Annotated in this window: 13 protein-coding genes; 10 read left to right on the top strand and 3 right to left on the bottom strand. The window is 63.5% G+C overall.

Annotated features, from left to right (window positions below):
• The first annotated feature begins 92 nt into the window (after nt 1–92).
• The 7 genes from Amn_RS24625 (at nt 93) to Amn_RS24595 (ending at nt 8,481) form a co-directional block, all read left to right on the top strand.
• A complete protein-coding gene (locus tag Amn_RS24625; RefSeq protein WP_067957049.1) occupies nt 93–1,247 on the top strand; it encodes an acetyl-CoA C-acetyltransferase in 1,155 nt (384 codons plus the stop codon).
• A gap of 251 nt (nt 1,248–1,498) precedes the next feature.
• Nucleotides 1,499–2,935, top strand: a complete 1,437-nt coding sequence (locus Amn_RS24620; RefSeq protein ID WP_067957052.1) for an NAD(P)/FAD-dependent oxidoreductase — start codon at nt 1,499–1,501, stop codon at nt 2,933–2,935.
• Between the two features lie 93 nt (nt 2,936–3,028).
• The gene (locus Amn_RS24615) at nt 3,029–3,628 is read left to right on the top strand and encodes a LysE family translocator (RefSeq protein WP_067957055.1); all 600 of its coding nucleotides are present in this window, start codon (nt 3,029–3,031) and stop codon (nt 3,626–3,628) included.
• Between the two features lie 90 nt (nt 3,629–3,718).
• Nucleotides 3,719–5,305, top strand: a complete 1,587-nt coding sequence (locus Amn_RS24610) for a FadD3 family acyl-CoA ligase (protein ID WP_067957058.1) — start codon at nt 3,719–3,721, stop codon at nt 5,303–5,305.
• Nucleotides 5,306–5,527: 222 nt separating this feature from the next.
• Nucleotides 5,528–7,168, top strand: coding sequence for a sensor histidine kinase (locus tag Amn_RS24605; protein ID WP_169808311.1), 1,641 nt, complete (start codon nt 5,528–5,530; stop codon nt 7,166–7,168).
• Nucleotides 7,158–7,742 (top strand): response regulator transcription factor, encoded by a 585-nt coding sequence (locus tag Amn_RS24600; RefSeq protein WP_067957063.1) that lies wholly within the window; start codon nt 7,158–7,160, stop codon nt 7,740–7,742. The genes Amn_RS24605 and Amn_RS24600 overlap by 11 nt, the downstream gene beginning before the upstream one ends.
• Nucleotides 7,743–7,992: 250 nt before the next feature.
• Nucleotides 7,993–8,481 (top strand): GlcG/HbpS family heme-binding protein, encoded by a 489-nt coding sequence (locus Amn_RS24595; RefSeq protein ID WP_067957066.1) that lies wholly within the window; start codon nt 7,993–7,995, stop codon nt 8,479–8,481.
• 81 nt (nt 8,482–8,562) lie between these two features.
• Here the strand turns inward: Amn_RS24595 and Amn_RS24590 are convergent, their stop codons facing one another.
• A complete protein-coding gene (locus Amn_RS24590; protein ID WP_182573747.1) occupies nt 8,563–11,433 on the bottom strand; it encodes an autotransporter outer membrane beta-barrel domain-containing protein in 2,871 nt (956 codons plus the stop codon).
• A 445-nt stretch (nt 11,434–11,878) separates the two neighbouring features.
• Here Amn_RS24590 and Amn_RS24585 point away from each other — a divergent pair, with 445 nt between their 5' ends.
• A complete protein-coding gene (locus Amn_RS24585; protein ID WP_067957072.1) occupies nt 11,879–12,580 on the top strand; it encodes a DUF1013 domain-containing protein in 702 nt (233 codons plus the stop codon).
• 81 nt (nt 12,581–12,661) lie between these two features.
• Here Amn_RS24585 and Amn_RS24580 read toward each other — a convergent pair whose 3' ends face one another.
• On the bottom strand, nt 12,662–14,131 hold the full coding sequence (locus tag Amn_RS24580) for a serine hydrolase (RefSeq protein WP_286292844.1): 1,470 nt from the start codon (nt 14,129–14,131) through the stop codon (nt 12,662–12,664).
• Nucleotides 14,132–14,443: 312 nt separating this feature from the next.
• Between Amn_RS24580 and Amn_RS24575 the strand changes: the two genes are divergently transcribed.
• Nucleotides 14,444–14,914: a nucleoside deaminase gene (locus Amn_RS24575; protein WP_182573748.1), complete on the top strand. Its 471-nt coding sequence runs from the start codon at nt 14,444–14,446 to the stop codon at nt 14,912–14,914.
• A 233-nt stretch (nt 14,915–15,147) separates the two neighbouring features.
• Here Amn_RS24575 and Amn_RS24570 read toward each other — a convergent pair whose 3' ends face one another.
• Entirely contained in the window at nt 15,148–16,593 is a 1,446-nt protein-coding gene (locus Amn_RS24570; protein WP_067957082.1) for a serine hydrolase, read from the bottom strand.
• 187 nt (nt 16,594–16,780) lie between these two features.
• On the opposite strand from Amn_RS24570, the gene Amn_RS24565 reads away from it, so the two are divergent.
• Nucleotides 16,781–18,135 (top strand): IS3 family transposase gene (locus Amn_RS24565; protein ID WP_502874739.1). Its coding sequence is split into 2 segments (ribosomal slippage): nt 16,781–17,257 and nt 17,260–18,135, totalling 1,353 coding nucleotides; the frame shifts between segments, so codons are not numbered across the junction.
• The last annotated feature ends 6 nt before the right edge of the window (nt 18,136–18,141 follow it).

The following is an 18,141-nucleotide window of genomic DNA, read 5'->3' as shown; positions in this document are numbered from 1 at the left end:
AACCGTTGAAGTCATCTGACCATTATAGGAATAGTGGAGGATCGGTTCTCGCGCTAGCCTCCGGGACAGTTGAAATCGCTGAGCCTTTTCCGATGCCTGAAGCCTACATCATCGATGCCGTGCGCACGCCCGTCGGGCGCAAGAAGGGTGCTCTCGCCTGCATTCACTCAGCCGATCTTGGCGCCCATCCGATCAGGGAACTGGTCAAGCGCAGCGACATAGATCCGGCTAGCATCGACGACGTCATCTTCGGCTGCACGGAAACCATCGGTCCGCAGGCCGGCGACATCGCCCGAACCTGTGCTCTGGTGGCCGGCCTTCCCGAACATGTGCCAGGTGTGACGATCGACAGGCAATGCGGGTCGTCGCAACAGGCGGTCCACTTCGCCGCCCAGGCGGTCATGAGCGGAACCCAGGATCTTGTCGTTGCCGGCGGCGTGCAGAACCTCAACCTCATCCCGATGGGGGCGGCCATGTCGGTCGGCACGCAGTTCGGTTTCGACGACCCTTTCAGCAGCTCGCCGGGCTGGCAGGCACGCTACGGTCAGCAGGAAGTCAGTCAGTTCAGGGCCGCCGACATGATCGCTCAGAGGTGGAGCTGCAGCCGCGAAGACATGGAACGATTTGCGCTTGAAAGCCACAGGCGCGCCATCGATGCCATCGATCGGGGACTCTTCGAATCCGAAATCGTTCCCATCGGCAGCTTTTCCGTCGACGAGGCGCCACGCCGTGATACCAGCCTGGCCAAGATGGCTGCCCTGGCTCCACTGCGCGCCGGCGGCCGGGTCCATGCTGGTGTCGCCAGCCAGAACACCGACGCTGCCGCTGCCATACTGATTGCGTCCGAACAGGCCGTGAAGGACCACCGGCTCAAACCGCGCGCACGAATCCACCACATCTCGGTCCGCGCTGCCGATCCTGTCTGGATGCTGACCGCCCCTATCCCGGCCACCCGGCATGCGCTGGCCAAGACGGGTATGCGGATCGACGACTTCGACCTGTTCGAATGCAACGAGGCTTTCGCTTCCATCCCCATGGCCTGGATGCGCGAGCTCGAAGTGCCGCACGAAAAGATGAACGTCAATGGCGGCGCGATCGCGCTCGGTCATCCGCTCGGTGCCACCGGGGCGCGCATCATGACTTCGATGTTGTTCGAGTTGGAGCGACGCAACGGCAAATTCGCCCTGCAGACCATGTGCGAGGGCGGAGGGCAGGCAAACGTCACCATCATTGAGAGGATGAACTAGGCAGAATCAATAAAACATCACTCCAGCACGAACAACATGAGTGATCCGACCAGGTTTTGTCGGAGATGTATTTCTTTTGTTTCTTGTAACTACTTAAGTAAAGCAAAATATATCGTCCAAATAGACGATTTATAGGTAGATTTCGTAAAATATTGTCGTCGAGGGCGCCCCGCATATTCCGAGTCCCGATTGGAGACTTGCCTACTCGCCCACATCCACATCTGGCCTCGTCAATCAATTAGGAGACCTTGATGATATCGAATACCACGGACGTACTTGTCATCGGCGGCGGACCGGCCGGTTCCACTGTCGCAACCATCCTTGCCCGGCAAGGGATCAAGACCACTGTTCTGGAACGCGACGTGTTCCCGAGATATCACATCGGCGAGTCGCTTCTTGCCTCGCTGATGCCGATGCTCGACGCGATCGGCGCCGGGGAAAAGATGAAGAAGCATGGCTTCGTCGAGAAGCCTGGCGGCTACTTCAACTGGGGTAACGAAAAGTGGTCGTTCCGCTTCGACGAGATCGAGGGCGCACCGAACCACTCCTACCAGGTCAAGCGCTCGGAGTTCGACAAGCTGCTGCTCGACCACGCTGCGGAAAATGGCGCGAGCGTTCACCAGAACGTCAAGGTCAGCAAGGTCGAGTTCGACAATGGCCGGGCGGTCTCGGCGAGCTACCTCGACCGAACCTCAGAGACGAGAGGCAACATCAGCTTCAAGTACCTGGTCGACTGCTCCGGCCGCAGCGGCGTTATCGCCAACGAATATGCGAAGGACCGGCATTTCCACAACGTCTTCAAGAACGTCGCCATCTGGTCCTACTGGTCCGGGACCAACCTCTTTTACGACGATCTGCCCGCCGGCTCGACCCGTATCATCTCGGTGGAGGCCGGCTGGATCTGGTTCATTCCGCTCAACGACGGCACGGTCAGCGTCGGTACGGTGATCACCCGCGATCAGCTGCGCAAGGAACGCGATGCCGGGCATAGCGCCGAACAGGTCTATGACCGGTTGCTTGCCGACAATGAGGAGGCGCGCATCATCCTGAAGGATGCCAAGCGCACCGACATCAAGATGGAAACGGATTATTCCTACACGTCGGAGCGCTTCTCGGGGCCGGGCTACTTCATGTGCGGCGATGCCGCGTGCTTTCTCGACCCGCTGCTCTCGAGCGGCGTACACCTTGCGATGGTCTCGAGCCTTGTTGCCGCCGCGTCGATTGCGAGCATCCTGAAAGGCCATGTCGACGAGGCGCGGGCGGTCAATTTCTTCGAGACCAGCTACCGGCAGGCCTATCTCAGGTTCCTGATGATGGTTTCCTCCTTCTATGACCTCAACAGAGGACAGGCAGGCTACTTCTGGGAAGCGCAGCGGCTGACCTCCAAGGACTATTCGGACCGCGACATGAAGAAGGCGTTCGTCAGCATCGTGTCTGGCGGCGCCGACTACACCGAGGTCAGTGATGGCCGCTACGGCGAAATCGTTGCCAAGCAGGTTGCCGAAAAGCTGAGGCAAGGTGTCGACATGCGCCGCGGAACGGGCCAGATCGGCGACGAGACCAAGCGCGAGAACATGCAGTTCATGGATGCTCTCAACGGACTGCAGTTCCTGCAGGCCAACGCGGCGATCGACGGCCTTTATGTGGTGACGCAGCCAGAGATCATGCTGGCTCAGACCGCAGCCTAAAGAGCCAGGGCCGGGCAACAGCCCGGCCCTTTCCCCGACATCTGTCCTGGGCGCCGAGGCGACCAGGATCTGGCGATGCTATGAGGTCTTGCGATGGAGAATTGGCTCGCATTTTCGGCCGCTACGATAACGTTGCTTTTCGTTCCAGGACCGACCAACACGCTGATTGCAACCAACGGTGCGCTGCTCGGCTGGAAATCTGCGCTCAGGCTTTTGCCTGTAGAGCTGGTCGGGTACCTCTGCGCCATCCTTGGCTGGTCGCTCGGCCTGTCGCTCGCCACCGGCTTCGTTCATTCGGCCGCATCGTTTGCCGCAATAATCGCTGCGGCTGCACTGCTTGTGTCGGCGCGCAAGCTTTGGAGCTGGGATATGGCGCGTCAGAGCCGTCGCGGCTCACGAGCCCTCGACATCTTCATCGTAACGCTTTGCAATCCCAAGGCGCTGCTGTTTGCACTCACCATCGTTCCACACCTGCGTGAAGGCGATGTTCCGGCCGCGCTGCCATATCTGGCGTACCTGTCGCTGCTGATCCTGACCATCGGGTCCATCTGGACCCTGATCGGTGCAGGGATCGCCCGACGCTTCCGGCATTTTGCCTCGTCTCGGCTTTTCGCCCGTTTTGGGGCGGCCGTGCTGGTGTTTTTCGCCACTTCGCTTTTCGTGACGACCCTTCTGCGGGCCTTCGAGCTCTAGCAGCCCATCGATCCTCACGACAATTTCCAACCAGACTCGTTCGCCCCGCGTGGGGCCAACGACGACCTTCATCGTACCCAAGGCAATCAGATGATCTCAGAAGACGCCGACTGGAAGTTCACCACCATTCCTGCCCTCTGCGCGCGCGCCGCCGAGCTCTATGGCACACGCACGGCAGTTGAAGACAATGGCGTCGTGCTGAACTTCGTCGAGCTCGACACGATGCGCAAGCGCGTCGCCAAGGCGATGATCGCAGCCGGTGTCGAGAAGGGCGACCGCATCATGGTCTGGGCGCCCAACACCTGGAAATGGTTCGCCACAGCCCTTGGCCTCGTCACCGCAGGCGCCGTGCTCATTCCCGCCAGCACCCGCTTCAAGGGCGCGGAAATCGCCGAGCTGGTCAAGCGCAGCGGCACCTCGGTGCTGTTTTCGGTCGGCGACTTCCTCAACACCTATTACCCTGACCAGCTCCGTGCCGAGACGCGCGACCTGCTGCGCGAAGTGGTCGTCATCGGCGACGGCAGCAAAGGCGATCGCGACTGGGAGAGCTTCGTTGCATCGGGCGACAGCATCAGCGATGCCGAGCTTGCCGCACGCGAGGCCACTGTCGGTCCCGATGATCTCTGCGACATGCTGTTCACCTCGGGCACCACGGGTTATCCCAAGGGCGTCATGTACGGTCACCAGCAGTGCCTGCGGGCGATCGACGCCTGGGCGACGCGTGTCGGCATCCGCGAGCATGACCGCATCCTGGTCATCCCGCCGCTTTTCCACGTCTTCGGCTATCGTGCCGGGGCAATGGTGGCACTTATGCGCGGCGCCGTCTTCATGCCGCATCTCACCTATGATGCCGGCGAAATTCTCAAGCGCGTCGCCGAAGAGAAGATCAGCGTCATCCCCGGTCCGCCCGCCATCTTCCAGGGCATGCTCCAGCATCCGGGACTGGCAAAATTCGACACCTCCAGCCTGCGTCTGGCCGTTACGGGAAGCACGACAATTCCGCCTATTCTGGTCCATCGGATGCGAACAGAACTTGGCATAGCGGGCGTGGTGACAGGCTATGGCCTGACCGAATGCGGCGGCTATGGCACGATGTGCCTGGCGACCGATCCGGATGAGGTGATTGCCAACACCGCCGGCAAGGCGGCTCCCGGCGTCGAAGTCCGTATCATGGCCGACGACGGCCATTTCCTGCCCGACGGCAAGCCCGGCGAAGTGGTGATCCGCGGCTACATCGTCATGAAGGGTTACTTCAACGATCCGGAAGCCACTGCCAGGACCATTGATCCGGAGGGGTGGCTGCACACAGGCGATATCGGCTGCTTCGACACGGATGGCAACCTGCGCATAGAGGGCCGTCTCAAGGACATGTACATCACCGGCGGCTTCAACTGCTATCCGGCCGAGATCGAGCGCATCCTGAGCCAGCACCCCGCCATCGGCATCGTTGCCGTCATCGGCGTGCCTGACGAGCGTCTCGGCGAGGTCGGCAAGGCCTATGTCGTGCTGCGCCCGGGCACCAGCGCCACCGAAAAGGACATCATCGACTGGTCGCGTGCCAACATGGCCAACTACAAGTGCCCGCGCAGCGTCGAGGTCCGATCCTCATTGCCGACCAGCCCGCAGGGCAAGGTCGTCAAGGACCTGCTCGAGGCTACGCTTACAAAATGTGCCTGAAGGGACCTCGTTTCTCTCGTCTCGTGTGATCGCCGTGCCAGCGCCCGTCGGGACTGAGCGCGATAGGTCTGCATCAATTGGCCTTTGCGTCGAACAGACACGCCGTTCCCTTCTGATTGGTCCGCGACTATGGTGATGCCGACTTCTGGCCAGCATCAACCCGACGTGACCTCACCCCTCTCCAATCCCCGCCTCCTTGGCCTCACGCTCTGGCTCACAGCCATGGCGGTCTTCGTCGCTCTATCGGTGGAGACGTCGCGGACGCGCATGGCGGACGAGCTGGAGGTGGCGGCACGAACGTTGCACCGACTGATCTCGCAGCGCGTGGCGCAGCACGACGCGCATCTGACCACGCTGATCGCCCTGTCGAGCGGGGCCGAGCCGGCGTCCGGCGGCGCCGTGCGGCAGGTGATGGAGAGCATTTCGCGCTTCTATCCGCGCATCGCCTGGCTGTCGCTTGTCTCGCTCGACGCCCAGACGGCGGCCGGTGGCGAGATGGGCGGAAGTCAGGGAGCAGCGACGTCCGGCAGTTCGGGAGCATCGTATCCGGCAGGCACTTCGGCCGTTCTTGTGCGCGAGGTGGTCGATGTGCCCGCGGGCGGCGGGCCCGAGTTGACGCCGCTCGCCGCGGAGATTGCCGCGCAGGTGCGCGGCAGAGCGAGCGTCTACGCCGCCGGCGCGGGGCGCTATCTCCTGGCCAAGCGCGCGCCGGCGCCGTCCGACCACGCCGTGGTGCTGATGATCGAAGCGGCCAGGCTTGTGGAGCCGGAAGAGCGACCAGGCTTTGCGCATCTCCGGATCAGCCTCGACGATGCTGCCCTGGTCGACCTCCCTGCCGATGCTTCATTCGGGCTCGGGGTTTCGTGGCTGACGCCACCGCATTTCGAGAAGGTGATCGACGGCGAGGGGCAGCGGCTGTTGCTGTCGCTCGACCGATCGCTGCCCTTGGCAGCCCTGGTGCCGCCCGGGCGGCTGCTGGGTTTTGCCGTGGTGGCGGGGCTGCTGGCGGCTGCCCTGAGCTTCGGGCTGGGGCAGAGGGCGGCGGTGAAGCGCTCCGAGCTTGTGGCGCAGGCGGCCGAGGCGCGGGCGCTGTTGCAGGAGCGAGAGACGCTTCTGGCGCATGCCTCGCGCGTCAACGCCATGGGCGAACTGGCGTCGGGCATCGCGCATGAGCTGACGCAGCCGCTGACCGCGCTGCTGAGCCGCAGCCAGGCTGCCCTTCGGCTGTCACAGGCGGACAGGCCTGACATGGCGATGATTTCGCAGGCGCTCGACGTTAATGTGCGCGAGGCCAAGCGTGCCGGCGAGATGCTGAAGCGGATGCGCGACTATGCCTCCAACAAGGCGCCTGAACGGGCGCGGCAGGACCTGAACGCCATCGTGGCCGAGGTTGTGGCGCTGACCTGCACCGACCTCGAGCGGCGCGGGGTTGCCCTGGTTCTGGAACTCGCGCAGCCGGCCCCGGAGGCGGTGGTCGACGCGATCGAGATGGAGCAGGTGCTGCACAATCTGATCCGCAACGCGGCGGAGGCGACTGGCCGCGGCGGGACAGTGAGGATTGCCACCCTGCGGGAGCAGCGCGAGGCGAAGCTTGTGGTCAGCGACGACGGGCCGGGCATCCCTGACGAGGTGCTGCCGAAGCTGTTCACGCCGTTCTTCACCACCAAGGCCGACGGCATGGGGCTGGGACTGTCGCTGTGCGCGTCGCTGGTGGAACGGGTGGATGGACGCATCGCCGCGGAAAACGCAGCGCCGCGCGGGGCGCGCTTTACGGTGACATTGCCCCTGGCAGGGGAGGCCAGGGGAGCGCGGGCGGCGGCGGGCAACGGGTCGCCGAGCGCGGAAGGCAGAGATGATGCATAAGGTCTATCTGGTCGACGACGATGAGGCGGTGCGCGAGGCGCTGGCGTTCCTGCTCTCGACCTACGGGATTACGGCGGAGACCTTCGGCGACCCGCAGACATTCCTGGCACATGTCGACGAGAGCCGGCCGGGCGTGCTGGTGGTGGATCTGCGCATGCCGCTGGTGTCGGGCCAGCAATTGCACCAGAAGCTGCGCGAGCGCGACATCGACTGGCCGACCATCATGATCACCGGGCATGGCGACGTGGCTGCCTGCCGGCGGGCGTTCAAGTCGGGCATCCAGGATTTCCTGACCAAGCCGGTCGACGGCGAGGTGCTGGTCGATGCGCTGCAGCAGGCTTTTGCCAGCCTAGACGCTGGGCTGGAGAAGCGCGAAGCCCGGGCGCTTCTGGCCAGGCTTACAGAGCGCGAGCGCGAGGTGCTCGACATGGTGGCGCGAGGCTGGGCGAGCAAGGAAATCGCCGCGAGCCTCGAGGTCTCGGCCCGCACCATCGACGCGCACCGGGCGAAGATCGCGGAGAAGCTCGGCACCAGCGCTGTGGCCGAGCAGGTGCGGCTGGCGCTTCTCGCTTAGCGAGGCGGCGGCTCTCCGGGAAACGGTCTACGCGATCAGTGATGCACGGCGGGGTCGGCATAAGCGGGTGACTGCGCCTTGCGCGGTCCAGCGCTTGCGGAAAAATGTGCCGGCATCCGAAGGCAGTAGGTAATCCTACCTAGGGCAGGTGGTGGCATCGCGGATTCTGCCCGGCGGCGGTTCGGCGTAGTTCTGGCATCGGACAAGCAAGACGCTTTCTCCCGAGCAACATCAGGACAGGAACCCAGTCATGATCAAGAGCATTTTCCTCGCCGCCGCTGCCACCGTCGCCATCTCCGGTGCTGCTTCCGCACAGGTGCTGACCGAGAAGAACATCTCGTCGAGCCTCGCCGTCGAGATCGCCCAGAACGCGGTCGCAGCCTGCGCCGCCGACAAGTACAACGTCACTGCCGCAGTGGTTGACCGCGCCGGCGTGCTGCGCGCCCTCGTTCGCGCCGACAATGCCGGCACGCACACCGTTTCGGCTGCCCAGGACAAGGCCTTCACCTCGGCCTCGTCGCGTACGCCGACCTCCAAGATGGCCGAGAACGTGCAGAAGAATCCGGGCGCTGCCGGCCTGGTCGACATTGACGGCTTCCTGGTGCTCGCCGGCGGCATGCCGATCAAGGCTGGCGACGCTGTCATCGGCGCCATCGGTGTCGGCGGCGCGCCGGGCGGCAACTTCGACGAGGCTTGCGCCGTTGTGGCCATCGAAAAGGCTGCCGACAAGCTGAAGTAAGCCTGTCCGGCACATTGCCGGCAATAACGAAGCCCCGCTTCCCATCTGGGGAGGCGGGGCCTTTTCGTGTGCTGGCGCGGGTCAGAAGCCCATGGCGAAGGTGCCGCGCAACTGGTGCGCTGCGGTACCGTCGCCGACGGCACCGGCATAGCTGACATCGATGCGGGCATTGTCCCTGACGGCAAAGCTCAGGCCGGCATCGTAGACGAAGGCATCCGACGCTAGGCTGTCGCCGAGGACGGAAAACGGTGCCGTGCCGGCAAACGCGAGGCGCGACAGCGGTGCGTCGCTGTCGGTGTGACGCCAGCCGAGCATGCCCTGCAGTGTGACGGATCGCGCGCCGGCCGGCAGTTCGGTGCTTGCCCTTATGCCGAGGGTGGAGATAGTCGCATCCTGATCGCCGGCTGCCCCGGTCAGTGCCGCGGCGCCGCCGGTCTCGGCAAATCCGTCGCTGCCGGTCCTGACATAAGCGATGCCGGCAAACGGCTCGACATAGGACGCGCCGAGGCCAAGGCGGTAGCCGACGTCGCCATGGACGAGGGTCGTTGTTGCGTCGTAGCCGGCGGCGAGACTGTCGGAGAAGCCGCCGAAGGCGACGCGGCGTTCGGTCGACAGATCGTGCCACGCCTGGATGGCACCGAATTGCAGGCGAAGCGCACCAAGTTCAGCCCCGGCGTAGATGCCGGCATGCAAGGTGTCGGCGGTACCGGTCGAGGCCTGCCCACCCCGAGAGATGCTGCTCCTGGAATAGCCGGCCATGGCGCCGAGGCGGATGCCTTCGGCGACTTCGCCGTCGAGGCCGCCGAACAGTGCCGCGGCCTTGACCTTGAAGCCTTCCGTGTCGTCCACACCGGATAATTCCGAGATATTGCCCACACCCTCGACCCAAAAGGCACGTGACGGCTTGCCGGCCGCCGCGTGGCTGTCGAAGGTCTGGCGGATGCGGTTCTGCACGGCATCCTGTGCCAGCGTCGAGGCAATGATGCCGGCGTTCATCAGCGAGGGGTGGATGTCGCCCGACAGCTGGTCGAGCGCGTCGCGCGCGCCGCCGAAGGAAAGGCCAAGCAGGCCGCCGACCATCGGGTTGCCGGCCGAAAGGTTGTCGAGAGCGCCGGCCACGGCATGCTGGTTGTCGGTGATGGCGACGGTGCCGAACGCGGCACCGTTGAATTGCAGGGTGAGCCAGACCTCGCTGGCGTTCCTATAGTCGAGTGCACTGTCGAGGAAGGCAAAGTCGTCGGTGACGCCGCCAAAGGCGCCGGTCAGCGCTCCGGAGGTCGACAGGATCAGATACTCGTCCGACAGCGCATCCATGCCGTTGGCGACGACATTGACCGAAGACGTCGCATCGATGGTGGCGGTGCCGGCGGCGATGCGGCTGGCTGCACCGCCAATGCCGACTTCATAGAGCGAGCCTGCCTGAAAGGCGAAATCGCCCGCCACATCGAAGGTTCCATCGGGCGCGACGATTGCACCGGAGCGGATCGTGACGTCGCCGAGATCGCCGCTGCCTTCAAGCCTGGCGGTCGAGAAGACGTCGATCCCGCCGCCGAGGCCATCGCCGATCCATAAGGTCCCGCCAAGCACGTCGGTTGTTCCGGTGAAGCTTGAGCTGTTGGCGAGCAGGCGGCTCGTTCCGCTCAGATGCCTGATTGAGCCGTCGCCCGAAATGGCCGCGGCAAAATCATGGGCATCGTCGGTATGATTGAAGACGAGCGTGCCGCTGCCTGGTCCGAAAACGATTTTCGGTGCAGCGATGTTGCCCGCAGCGACGGCCGCGTCGCCCTCGGCTGCGCCGATGTTGAGCGTGCCGGTGGAACCGCCGGCGAAGCCGATCTGTATGCCGGCAGCTGCCGTTGAGATCGTGCCGCCGTGGCTGACCGTGGCGGTACCGTCGCCATTCCATCCCAGCATGACATATGTGCCCGACTCGACGCGGGAGCCCGAGCCGGAGACGATGAGGTCGCCCACGCCGGATGCGTCGGCCCCGACGATCACAGCTGCGCTTTGCAGTTTGCCGCCTGCAGTGACGCTGACCGAACCAGCCGATTTGACGCCGATCCTGATGTCGACTGTCGAGGTGAGGGCAGAGCCCGTGCCGCTGATGGTCAGTGTGCCCGAGGAGCCGGCTCCGCTGCCCAGAAAGGTACGATTGTTGGCCGTAACCTTCGCGCCGCCAGAGATATGCAATTCACCGACGCCGGACTGGCCGAGGACGAGGTTGGCGTTGGTGATCTGCCACAGCGTATCGGTCCCCGAGACGTTGGCGATGCCGTGGCCGCTCGCCTGCTGGCCCAAGGTCGCCACATAGCTGCTCGCACTTGCGCCTTGGCTGACATTGAAGGTTCCCTCGCCGCCATCGCCGACGATGGTGCCACCGTTGCCGGTGTTGAGCCATTTCGAGTTCGCTCCGGTCACGTTGACCAGGCCGACGCTGCCCTCCTGCGTGGCAAGCGACGCCTGCGCGGCTTCAACACTGCCGCCAGCCGCGATGTTCAGTGTCCCTGATCCGTAGAAGCCGACATCGAGTGTGTCGGTCGTCCAAGTGGAGCCGCCCGTGACCGTCGCTTCGCCTGTCTGGCTGCTGGCAGGCGGCGCGCCGTTGACCGATGAGTTGCCGATTATCGCCGATGTCGAGGTCAGGCTGCCGCCATTGACGATGTCGAGCGAGGCACCGGTGACGCCGCCGATGAAGATGGTGCTCGTGCTGGCCCCGGGGGTTCCGATGCTTGGGGCATTGGGTGCGCCCGGCTGGTTGACTATGACGGCTGTTCCGGCGGGGGTGCTGCCGGCCGACCAGTTGTCGCCGTTGAACCAGTCGCTGCTTTGATCTCCCTCCCAGGTCTGGGCATGAGAAGCGGCGGCAAGGCCGCACAAGACAGTGCTGGCCATGCCGGCAATCGCAATAGCGCGCAAAAATCCGCGCTTGGCCATGCTGTGGTCAGTTGTCATGATAGATCCCCAAAAAAATCGCTGTCTCAAAAATGGTGCTCCACAGCAGCAGGCTACCGCTCGAGTGGAGTGTTCAAATATGCCACCAGCAATTCCGTCCAAGTGATGACGTCGCCTGCGTATCGCAAGAGCTGAATACCGGACGAATAGCTTTCAGAAAATTCGCATTGCCCCTTTCCACTAAGTAATAAGCTTTTGCTTATAGATCAATCGGCTCAAGGTCGGTTTCTACACTTGGCGGCTATTCATTTCGGCCCGGGGCATCTGCGGCCTTGCCAGAGGGCGGCCCGTATTCGGAATGCGGCTCCGAAGGCCGCTTCGGGATGGTTCCAAAATCGTTGCGGTGGCGGGCGAATGCGTCTATATACGGGCCGAATTTCCCATTTTCTGGTGGTCTGACCACCGCCCGCGTGAGGGACGCGGGCGAGCGAAGAGGATATATCGCATGGCCAATACGCTGCTTATGCCCAAGGCGACCGCTGTCTGGCTGGTCGACAACACAGCGCTTTCGTTCGACCAGATCGCGCAGTTCTGCTCGCTGCACCCGCTCGAGGTGAAGGCGATCGCCGACGGCGAATCGGCCCAGGGCATCAAGGGCATGGACCCGATCATGACCGGCCAGCTGACGCGCGCCGAGATCGCCAAGGGCGAGGGCGACATCAATCATCGCCTCAAGCTGTCGGATCCCAAGGTCCGCGTGCCCGAGACCAAGCGCAAGGGCCCGCGCTACACGCCGCTGTCGAAGCGCCAGGATCGCCCGAACGCCATCTACTGGCTGGTCAAGAACCATCCGGAGCTCAAGGACGCGCAGATCTCGCGCCTCGTCGGCACCACCAAGGCGACGATCGAGCAGATCCGCGAGCGCAAGCACTGGAACATGGCGACGCTGACGCCGCTCGATCCGGTGGCGCTCGGCCTGTGCTCGCAGATCGACCTCGACATCGAAGTGCAGCGCGCCTCGCGCGGCCGCGAAGCCGCCGCCCCTGTCGGCGACACCTTGCTGCCGGCCTCGCTGACCGAGCGGTTGACGCCGGAGCAGGCCGCACCCAAGGACGAGGACAAGGAACTCGACGCCAACGCCGTGTTCGCCAAGCTCTCGGCCCTTCGCTCGAAGACGCCGGACGAGGACGAAGACGACAAGTTCTGAGGTTTTCCTCACACAAACTAAGGCCCCGCATTGCGGGGCCTTTTTCGTTTCCGGGTTGCTCCGATGTCTGCGGTCAGCAGGTCAGTCCGACAGCCGGGATGCCGGCATGTCGCGGCCGAAGCGGTGCAGGGTGAGGCCAGGTGATCGGTTCGATGCAGGGGCTGCGAAGGTGATGGCCGCCTCGACTTCCTTGTAGAAGAAGCGGTGCTCGCCTTCGGCGAACAGCCGCAGTTTCGGCTGGCCGCTGAACTGGGCGTAAAGTGCGTCGTCCTCGCGCAGGACGGTGAGAACCACGTCGGGGGCGAGTTGGTAACGGCCGACATAGGTGTCGAACAGGCTGGGATCAACGGCGGCCTCGCTGTGCCGTGGCTTGACCCTTGTCAGCGGGATCTCGCGATTGAGCAGATGAAGGCCGATGTCGCTGACGCCTGTGTTGGCGTTGGACAGGACGACGACACCTCTGCGCGAGCCGGGATGAAAGCCGATGAAGGCGCTGTAGCCGCCGGTGCCGCCATCGTGCCAGGCAATCTCGCCATTGCTGCTTTTGGTGACGATCCAGCCGAGCGCCGCCGAGGTCTCCTGTCCGCCGATGGCCCGCCGTGTCGCCAGCGTGCCGGCCAGGGCAATGGTCAGCGGAGTCTTGTTCGTGCTGACCGTCACCTGCAGCAGGTCGAGCAGGTCGTTGGCGCTTGAATGCAATGCGCCGGCGCCGGCAAAAGCGGGCATCTCCCAGTTGGGCGCAATCTCCAGCATGTCGTTGTGGCCGGTGGCCAGGCGCTTGCCGAGGCGAGGTGGCAATTCGATCGCCGTGCTGCGCATGGCCAGCGGGCCGCTGATGCGGTCGTGGACGAGGGCCTCGAAGCTCTTGCCGGCGCGGTGGGCAAGAGCCTGCCCCAGCAGCGCTGAGCCCAGGTTTGAGTACTCATATTCTGTACCGATGTCGCGTGGCAGCTTGTAGCCTGACACGAAGGCATTCATTTCATCGACCGTGTAGTCGGCATAAGGATTGGTCTCATCGACCGGCTCGATGTTGTCGGGCATGCGCGGCAGGCCGGAGGTTTGCGTCGCGAGGTCAACCAGGGTGATCGCCTTGCCGCCCCGTTCCGGCACGGCGACGTTCATAGGCAAGTACTTGGCCACCGGGTCGGTCAGGGCGACTTCGCCGCGCGCTGCCATATCGGCCAGCAACAGCCCGGTAAATACCTTGGTCACCGAGCCGATCTCGAAGACGGTGTCGCCGTCGACTGGTCGCGGATCGAAGCCGCCGAGGTCGCCATGGGCAATGATGCTGCGCCCGTCCGGACCGATGGTGCCGACGACGATGCCGACACTTCGCCTTTGGACGTCGATCCGGTCGGCGAGGATGCGGCGAATCTCCGCACCGGTTGGCATCTGACCCGACCAGTCGCCGGCAACTGCGGACAAGACAATGGGCCTGTCTTGCTTGCGGTCGAGATAGAGCAGCCCGCCGGTCACGGCCGCTACGGTGAAAATGACGGTGGCTGCAGTCAGTGCACCTGAAAATGCGGAGGATATCCTGAGGCGTCTCATGGCGATGCTGTCTCTGGGCGCTTGTTCGGCGCGACTGGCAAATCAAACAGCACTGTCTGGTTCCGGCAGATTGCGAGAGCATTGCGGCGGCCGCGCTTGGCGCGGGTTGGCGGCTCGTTGAAGACGTCGCTTGCGTTTGCAGACGGCGCGTCGGTCGCTGCCGCTCCCTCGTTCTCGTCGGGCCAATCGTTGACGTCGCCGCCTTCAGATGAACTCCTCTTTCAACTGCCGGCTGGACAGCCGCCAAGCGCTCCGGGAAGATGTGGGCGCAAAGCGTTTGGGCGTGTGGTTGTGAATCCCAGGGAGGCGGCCATGAGCAGCGATACCGAATATCTACGTCTTGCCGTGAAGATCGCCGGGGAGAGCCGGGCCAGCGGCAACCATCCGTTCGGGGCGGTCCTTGTCGGGCCGGAGGGCGACGTGCTGCTTTCCTCCGGCAACACCTACGCGCAGGATCGCGGCGTTGGCCATGCAGAGGCGAATGTGGCCCGCGCGGCCGCTCAGCAATACCAACCGGCCTTTCTCGAACGATGCACCTTGGTGACCTCGATGGAGCCGTGCTGCATGTGCGCCGGGGCCTGTTACTGGGCTGGCATCGGCACCGTGGTTTATGGGCTGAGCGAAAAGCGGTTGGCCGAGCTCACCGGAGACAACCCGGAAAACCTGACGCTCGACCTCAGCTGCCATCAGGTGTTTGCCGCCGGACGGCGCCATGTCGCGGTACGTGGTCCATTCCCTGAGCTCGAAGACGAGATCGTCAACGACCATAAGGATTTCTGGTGACAGAGCACGTCAAGCCGGGTTGATGGAATAGTCAGCCTGATCACGTCATCGCCAATGCGATTGGTGGCAATCAGCACGAACTGCGCGCCGCCCGTTTGGCGTGACGGGTAGCCAAAACGACAGGCGCGCTGCGCCAAGTGGATCGGCGCCCACGCGCCGGAGGCGTTCCCGGCTCCCCGCCCCAAAGCGAAAGGCCCCGCGTCGACGGGGCCTGTTCTTTGCTCACGGGCAGGTCAGTCGGTCACGCGCGGGGCTGAAATGTGCTCGCCGAACTGATGCAAGGTCAGGCTTGGCGAGGGGCTGGCATCGGCTTGTGTGAAAGTGATCGCGGCCTCGACGTCCTTGTAGAAGAAGCGGTGTCCTCCCTCGGGGAAGAGACGGAACCTGGGTTGGTCGGTCAGCTGGGCAAACAGCTTGTCGCCATCGCGGGTGATGTCGAACACCATCTTCGGTGCCAGCTGATAGCGGCCGACATAACCGTCAAGCAGCTTCGGGTCGATGACGGCCTCGACCGGCTTCGGCTTCGGCTCGGAAAGCGGAATGTCCCGGTTGAGCAGGTGCATGCCGATATCGTTGACGTCGGCGTCGGAATTGGACAGCACGACGACACCCGTTCTGGAGGCCGGATGGAAGCCGAAGAAGCTGACGAAACCACCGGTGCCGCCGCTATGCCAGACGATGTCGCCCGATGAGCTTTCGGTGATCATCCAGGCGAGGCCGACCTGCGTGCCGTCGTTGACCGGCTTGCGCTTGACGCTCGCCGCGGCAACAGCGTCGCTGAGCGGCGACTTTTCAGTGCTCACCGCCATGGCCAGCAGGTTGAGCAGATCGTTGGCCGACGAGCGCAACGCGCCGGCACCGGCTATGGCCGGAAGATCCCAATTGGGAACAGGCTGCAGGTCGCCATTATGGCCGGTGGCCATGCGTCCGGCGAGTTCGGGCGAAAGCGTGATGGCCGTGCTCGACATGCCGAGCGGGTTGGTGATGCGCTGGGTCACCAGCGTCTCGTAGTCGACGCCGGCGCGGCGAGCCAGCGCATGGCCGAGCAGGCCGAAACCGGTGTTGGAATATTCGAAATCGGCACCGATGTCGCGCGGCAGCTGATAGCGCGACAGGAAGCGATAGAGCTGTTCGGTGGTGTAGGCGGCATAAGGATTGAGCGTGTCCGGCGGCTCCAGGTCGTCGGGCAGGCTCGGCAGGCTGGAGTGATGGGTGGCCAGGTCGGCAAGGGTGATCGACTTGCCGGCGCGCTCGGGCACGGTGACGCCTTCAGGCATGTATTTGGCAAGCGGGTCGTCGAGCCCGACTTCGCCACTGGCCACCATGTCGGCGAGCAGCAGGCCGGTGAAGCCCTTGGTGATCGAACCAATCTCGTAGACGGTGTTGCCGTCGACCTTGCGCGGATCGTTGGCGCCAAACTTGCCATGGGCAACGATGCTGCGGCCATGCGGCCCGATCGTGCCAACGACGATGCCGACGCTTTCGCGCCTTATGTCGATACGCTCGGCAAGGATCTTGGCGATCTCCTTGTCGGCGGGGAAGGAACTGGACGGCATGCTGGCCGAGGCTTTGGTCACGGCAAATGGTCCTTCGATCTGGCGGTCAAGGGAAAGCAGGCCGGTCAAGAATGTGGCGACGGACAGGATTGCGGTGGCGGCAGCAATGGCGCGTGAGCGCATAAAGGATTTTCTTGCGGATTTCATCGGCTTGCTTTTCGAACTGGCGTTGTCGCTTGGGAACTGGTGCCCATCTGGCAGGATGAGATTGCAAGAGCATTGCGGGGGCATGCCTTGTCCGATGAGCAAAAAAGACCGCGCCTCAGTGAACTGACCCCCGAAAGTTGGACACAACCTTCGGGGGTTTTGCATGTCCAAACACAGTGCGCGTTTCAAGCGCTCGGTTGTCGATAGCTATTTGTGCGGGGATGAAAGCTACGCGAGTGCGGCGTCGAAGCGTGGAGTTGACGCGGCGACTGTCCGCAAGTGGGTGGCTTTTTACCAGGCGCATGGCTGGGCGGGACTGTCGGGCAAATACGATCATTACGACGCGACGTTCAAGCTGTCAGTGCTCGAGCGGATGTGGCGAGAAGGTCTGTCGTATCGCCAGACGGCGGCGTTGTTCAATATCCGCAATGCCAGTTGCCTGGCGGGCTGGGAGAAGCGCTATCATGCGGGTGGGATAGAGGCACTCGGCCCACGTCCCGGAGGACGCCCCATGTCGAAGCCGCCGGCCCCCGCAGTGCCTGTTGCACCCAGTGACGAAGCCAAAAGCCGGGAAGAACTGCTGGCCGAGCTGAAGCAGCTGCGGATGGAGAACGCCTACCTAAAAAAACTGGAGGCCTTAACGCAGGGACACGCGCCCAAAAAGCACAAGCCGTCCAGGCGTTAAGGCCGTTGCATCCGCTTGAGGGCCTGCTCGATCTGGCGAAGCTGCCGCGCAGCACGTTCTATTACAGGCAAAAGGCAGCCTCGCGCCCGGACCGCCATGTGGCGCTGAAGGAGGCGATCAAGGCCATCTTCGACAGCCACAAGGGCCGCTACGGCTATCGCCGGGTGACTGCGCAACTGCGCCAGTCGGGTCAAGGCGTCAACCACAAGACCGTCCAGAGCCTGATGGCCGGGATGGGTTTGAAGTCGCTGGTCAGGCCGAAGAAGTATCGTTCCTACAGGGGCGAGGTTGGGCGGACCGCTCCCGATCTGTTGCAGCGCAAGTTCAGCGCCGACCGCGCCAACTGCAAATGGGTGACCGACGTGACGGAGTTCAGCGTGGCCGGCGACAAGCTCTACCTGTCTCCCATCATGGACCTCTACAATGGCGAGATCGTCGCCTTCGAGACGGCGCGCCGCTCGCGCTTCAAACTGGTGGACAATATGCTGACAAAAGCCTTCGCCCGGCTCAATGAGGACGAACGGCCGACCCTGCATTCCGATCAGGGATGGCAGTACCAGATGTCGGCATTCCAGCGCAGGCTGGAAACCAGAGGCCTTGCACAAAGCATGTCACGCAAAGGCAATTGCCTCGACAACGCACCGATGGAGAGCTTCTTCGCCACGCTCAAGTCCGAGCTCTTCCACCCGGAAAGGTTCGAAACTGTCCAAAGCCTCGATAAGGCCATCGAGCGCTACATCGACTATTACAACCACCGCCGCATCAAACTGAAACTGAAAGGGCTGGCCCCTGTGCAATACAGGACCCAGCCCTTAAATCTACCAGCTCAATGAACCGTC

The sequence above is a fragment of the Aminobacter sp. Y103A genome (genome assembly GCF_030294925.1).
Lineage (GTDB): Bacteria > Pseudomonadota > Alphaproteobacteria > Rhizobiales > Rhizobiaceae > Aminobacter > Aminobacter ciceronei.
The sequence above is the reverse complement of the archived record's forward strand: the minus strand, read 5'-3'. Positions and strand labels throughout refer to the sequence as shown.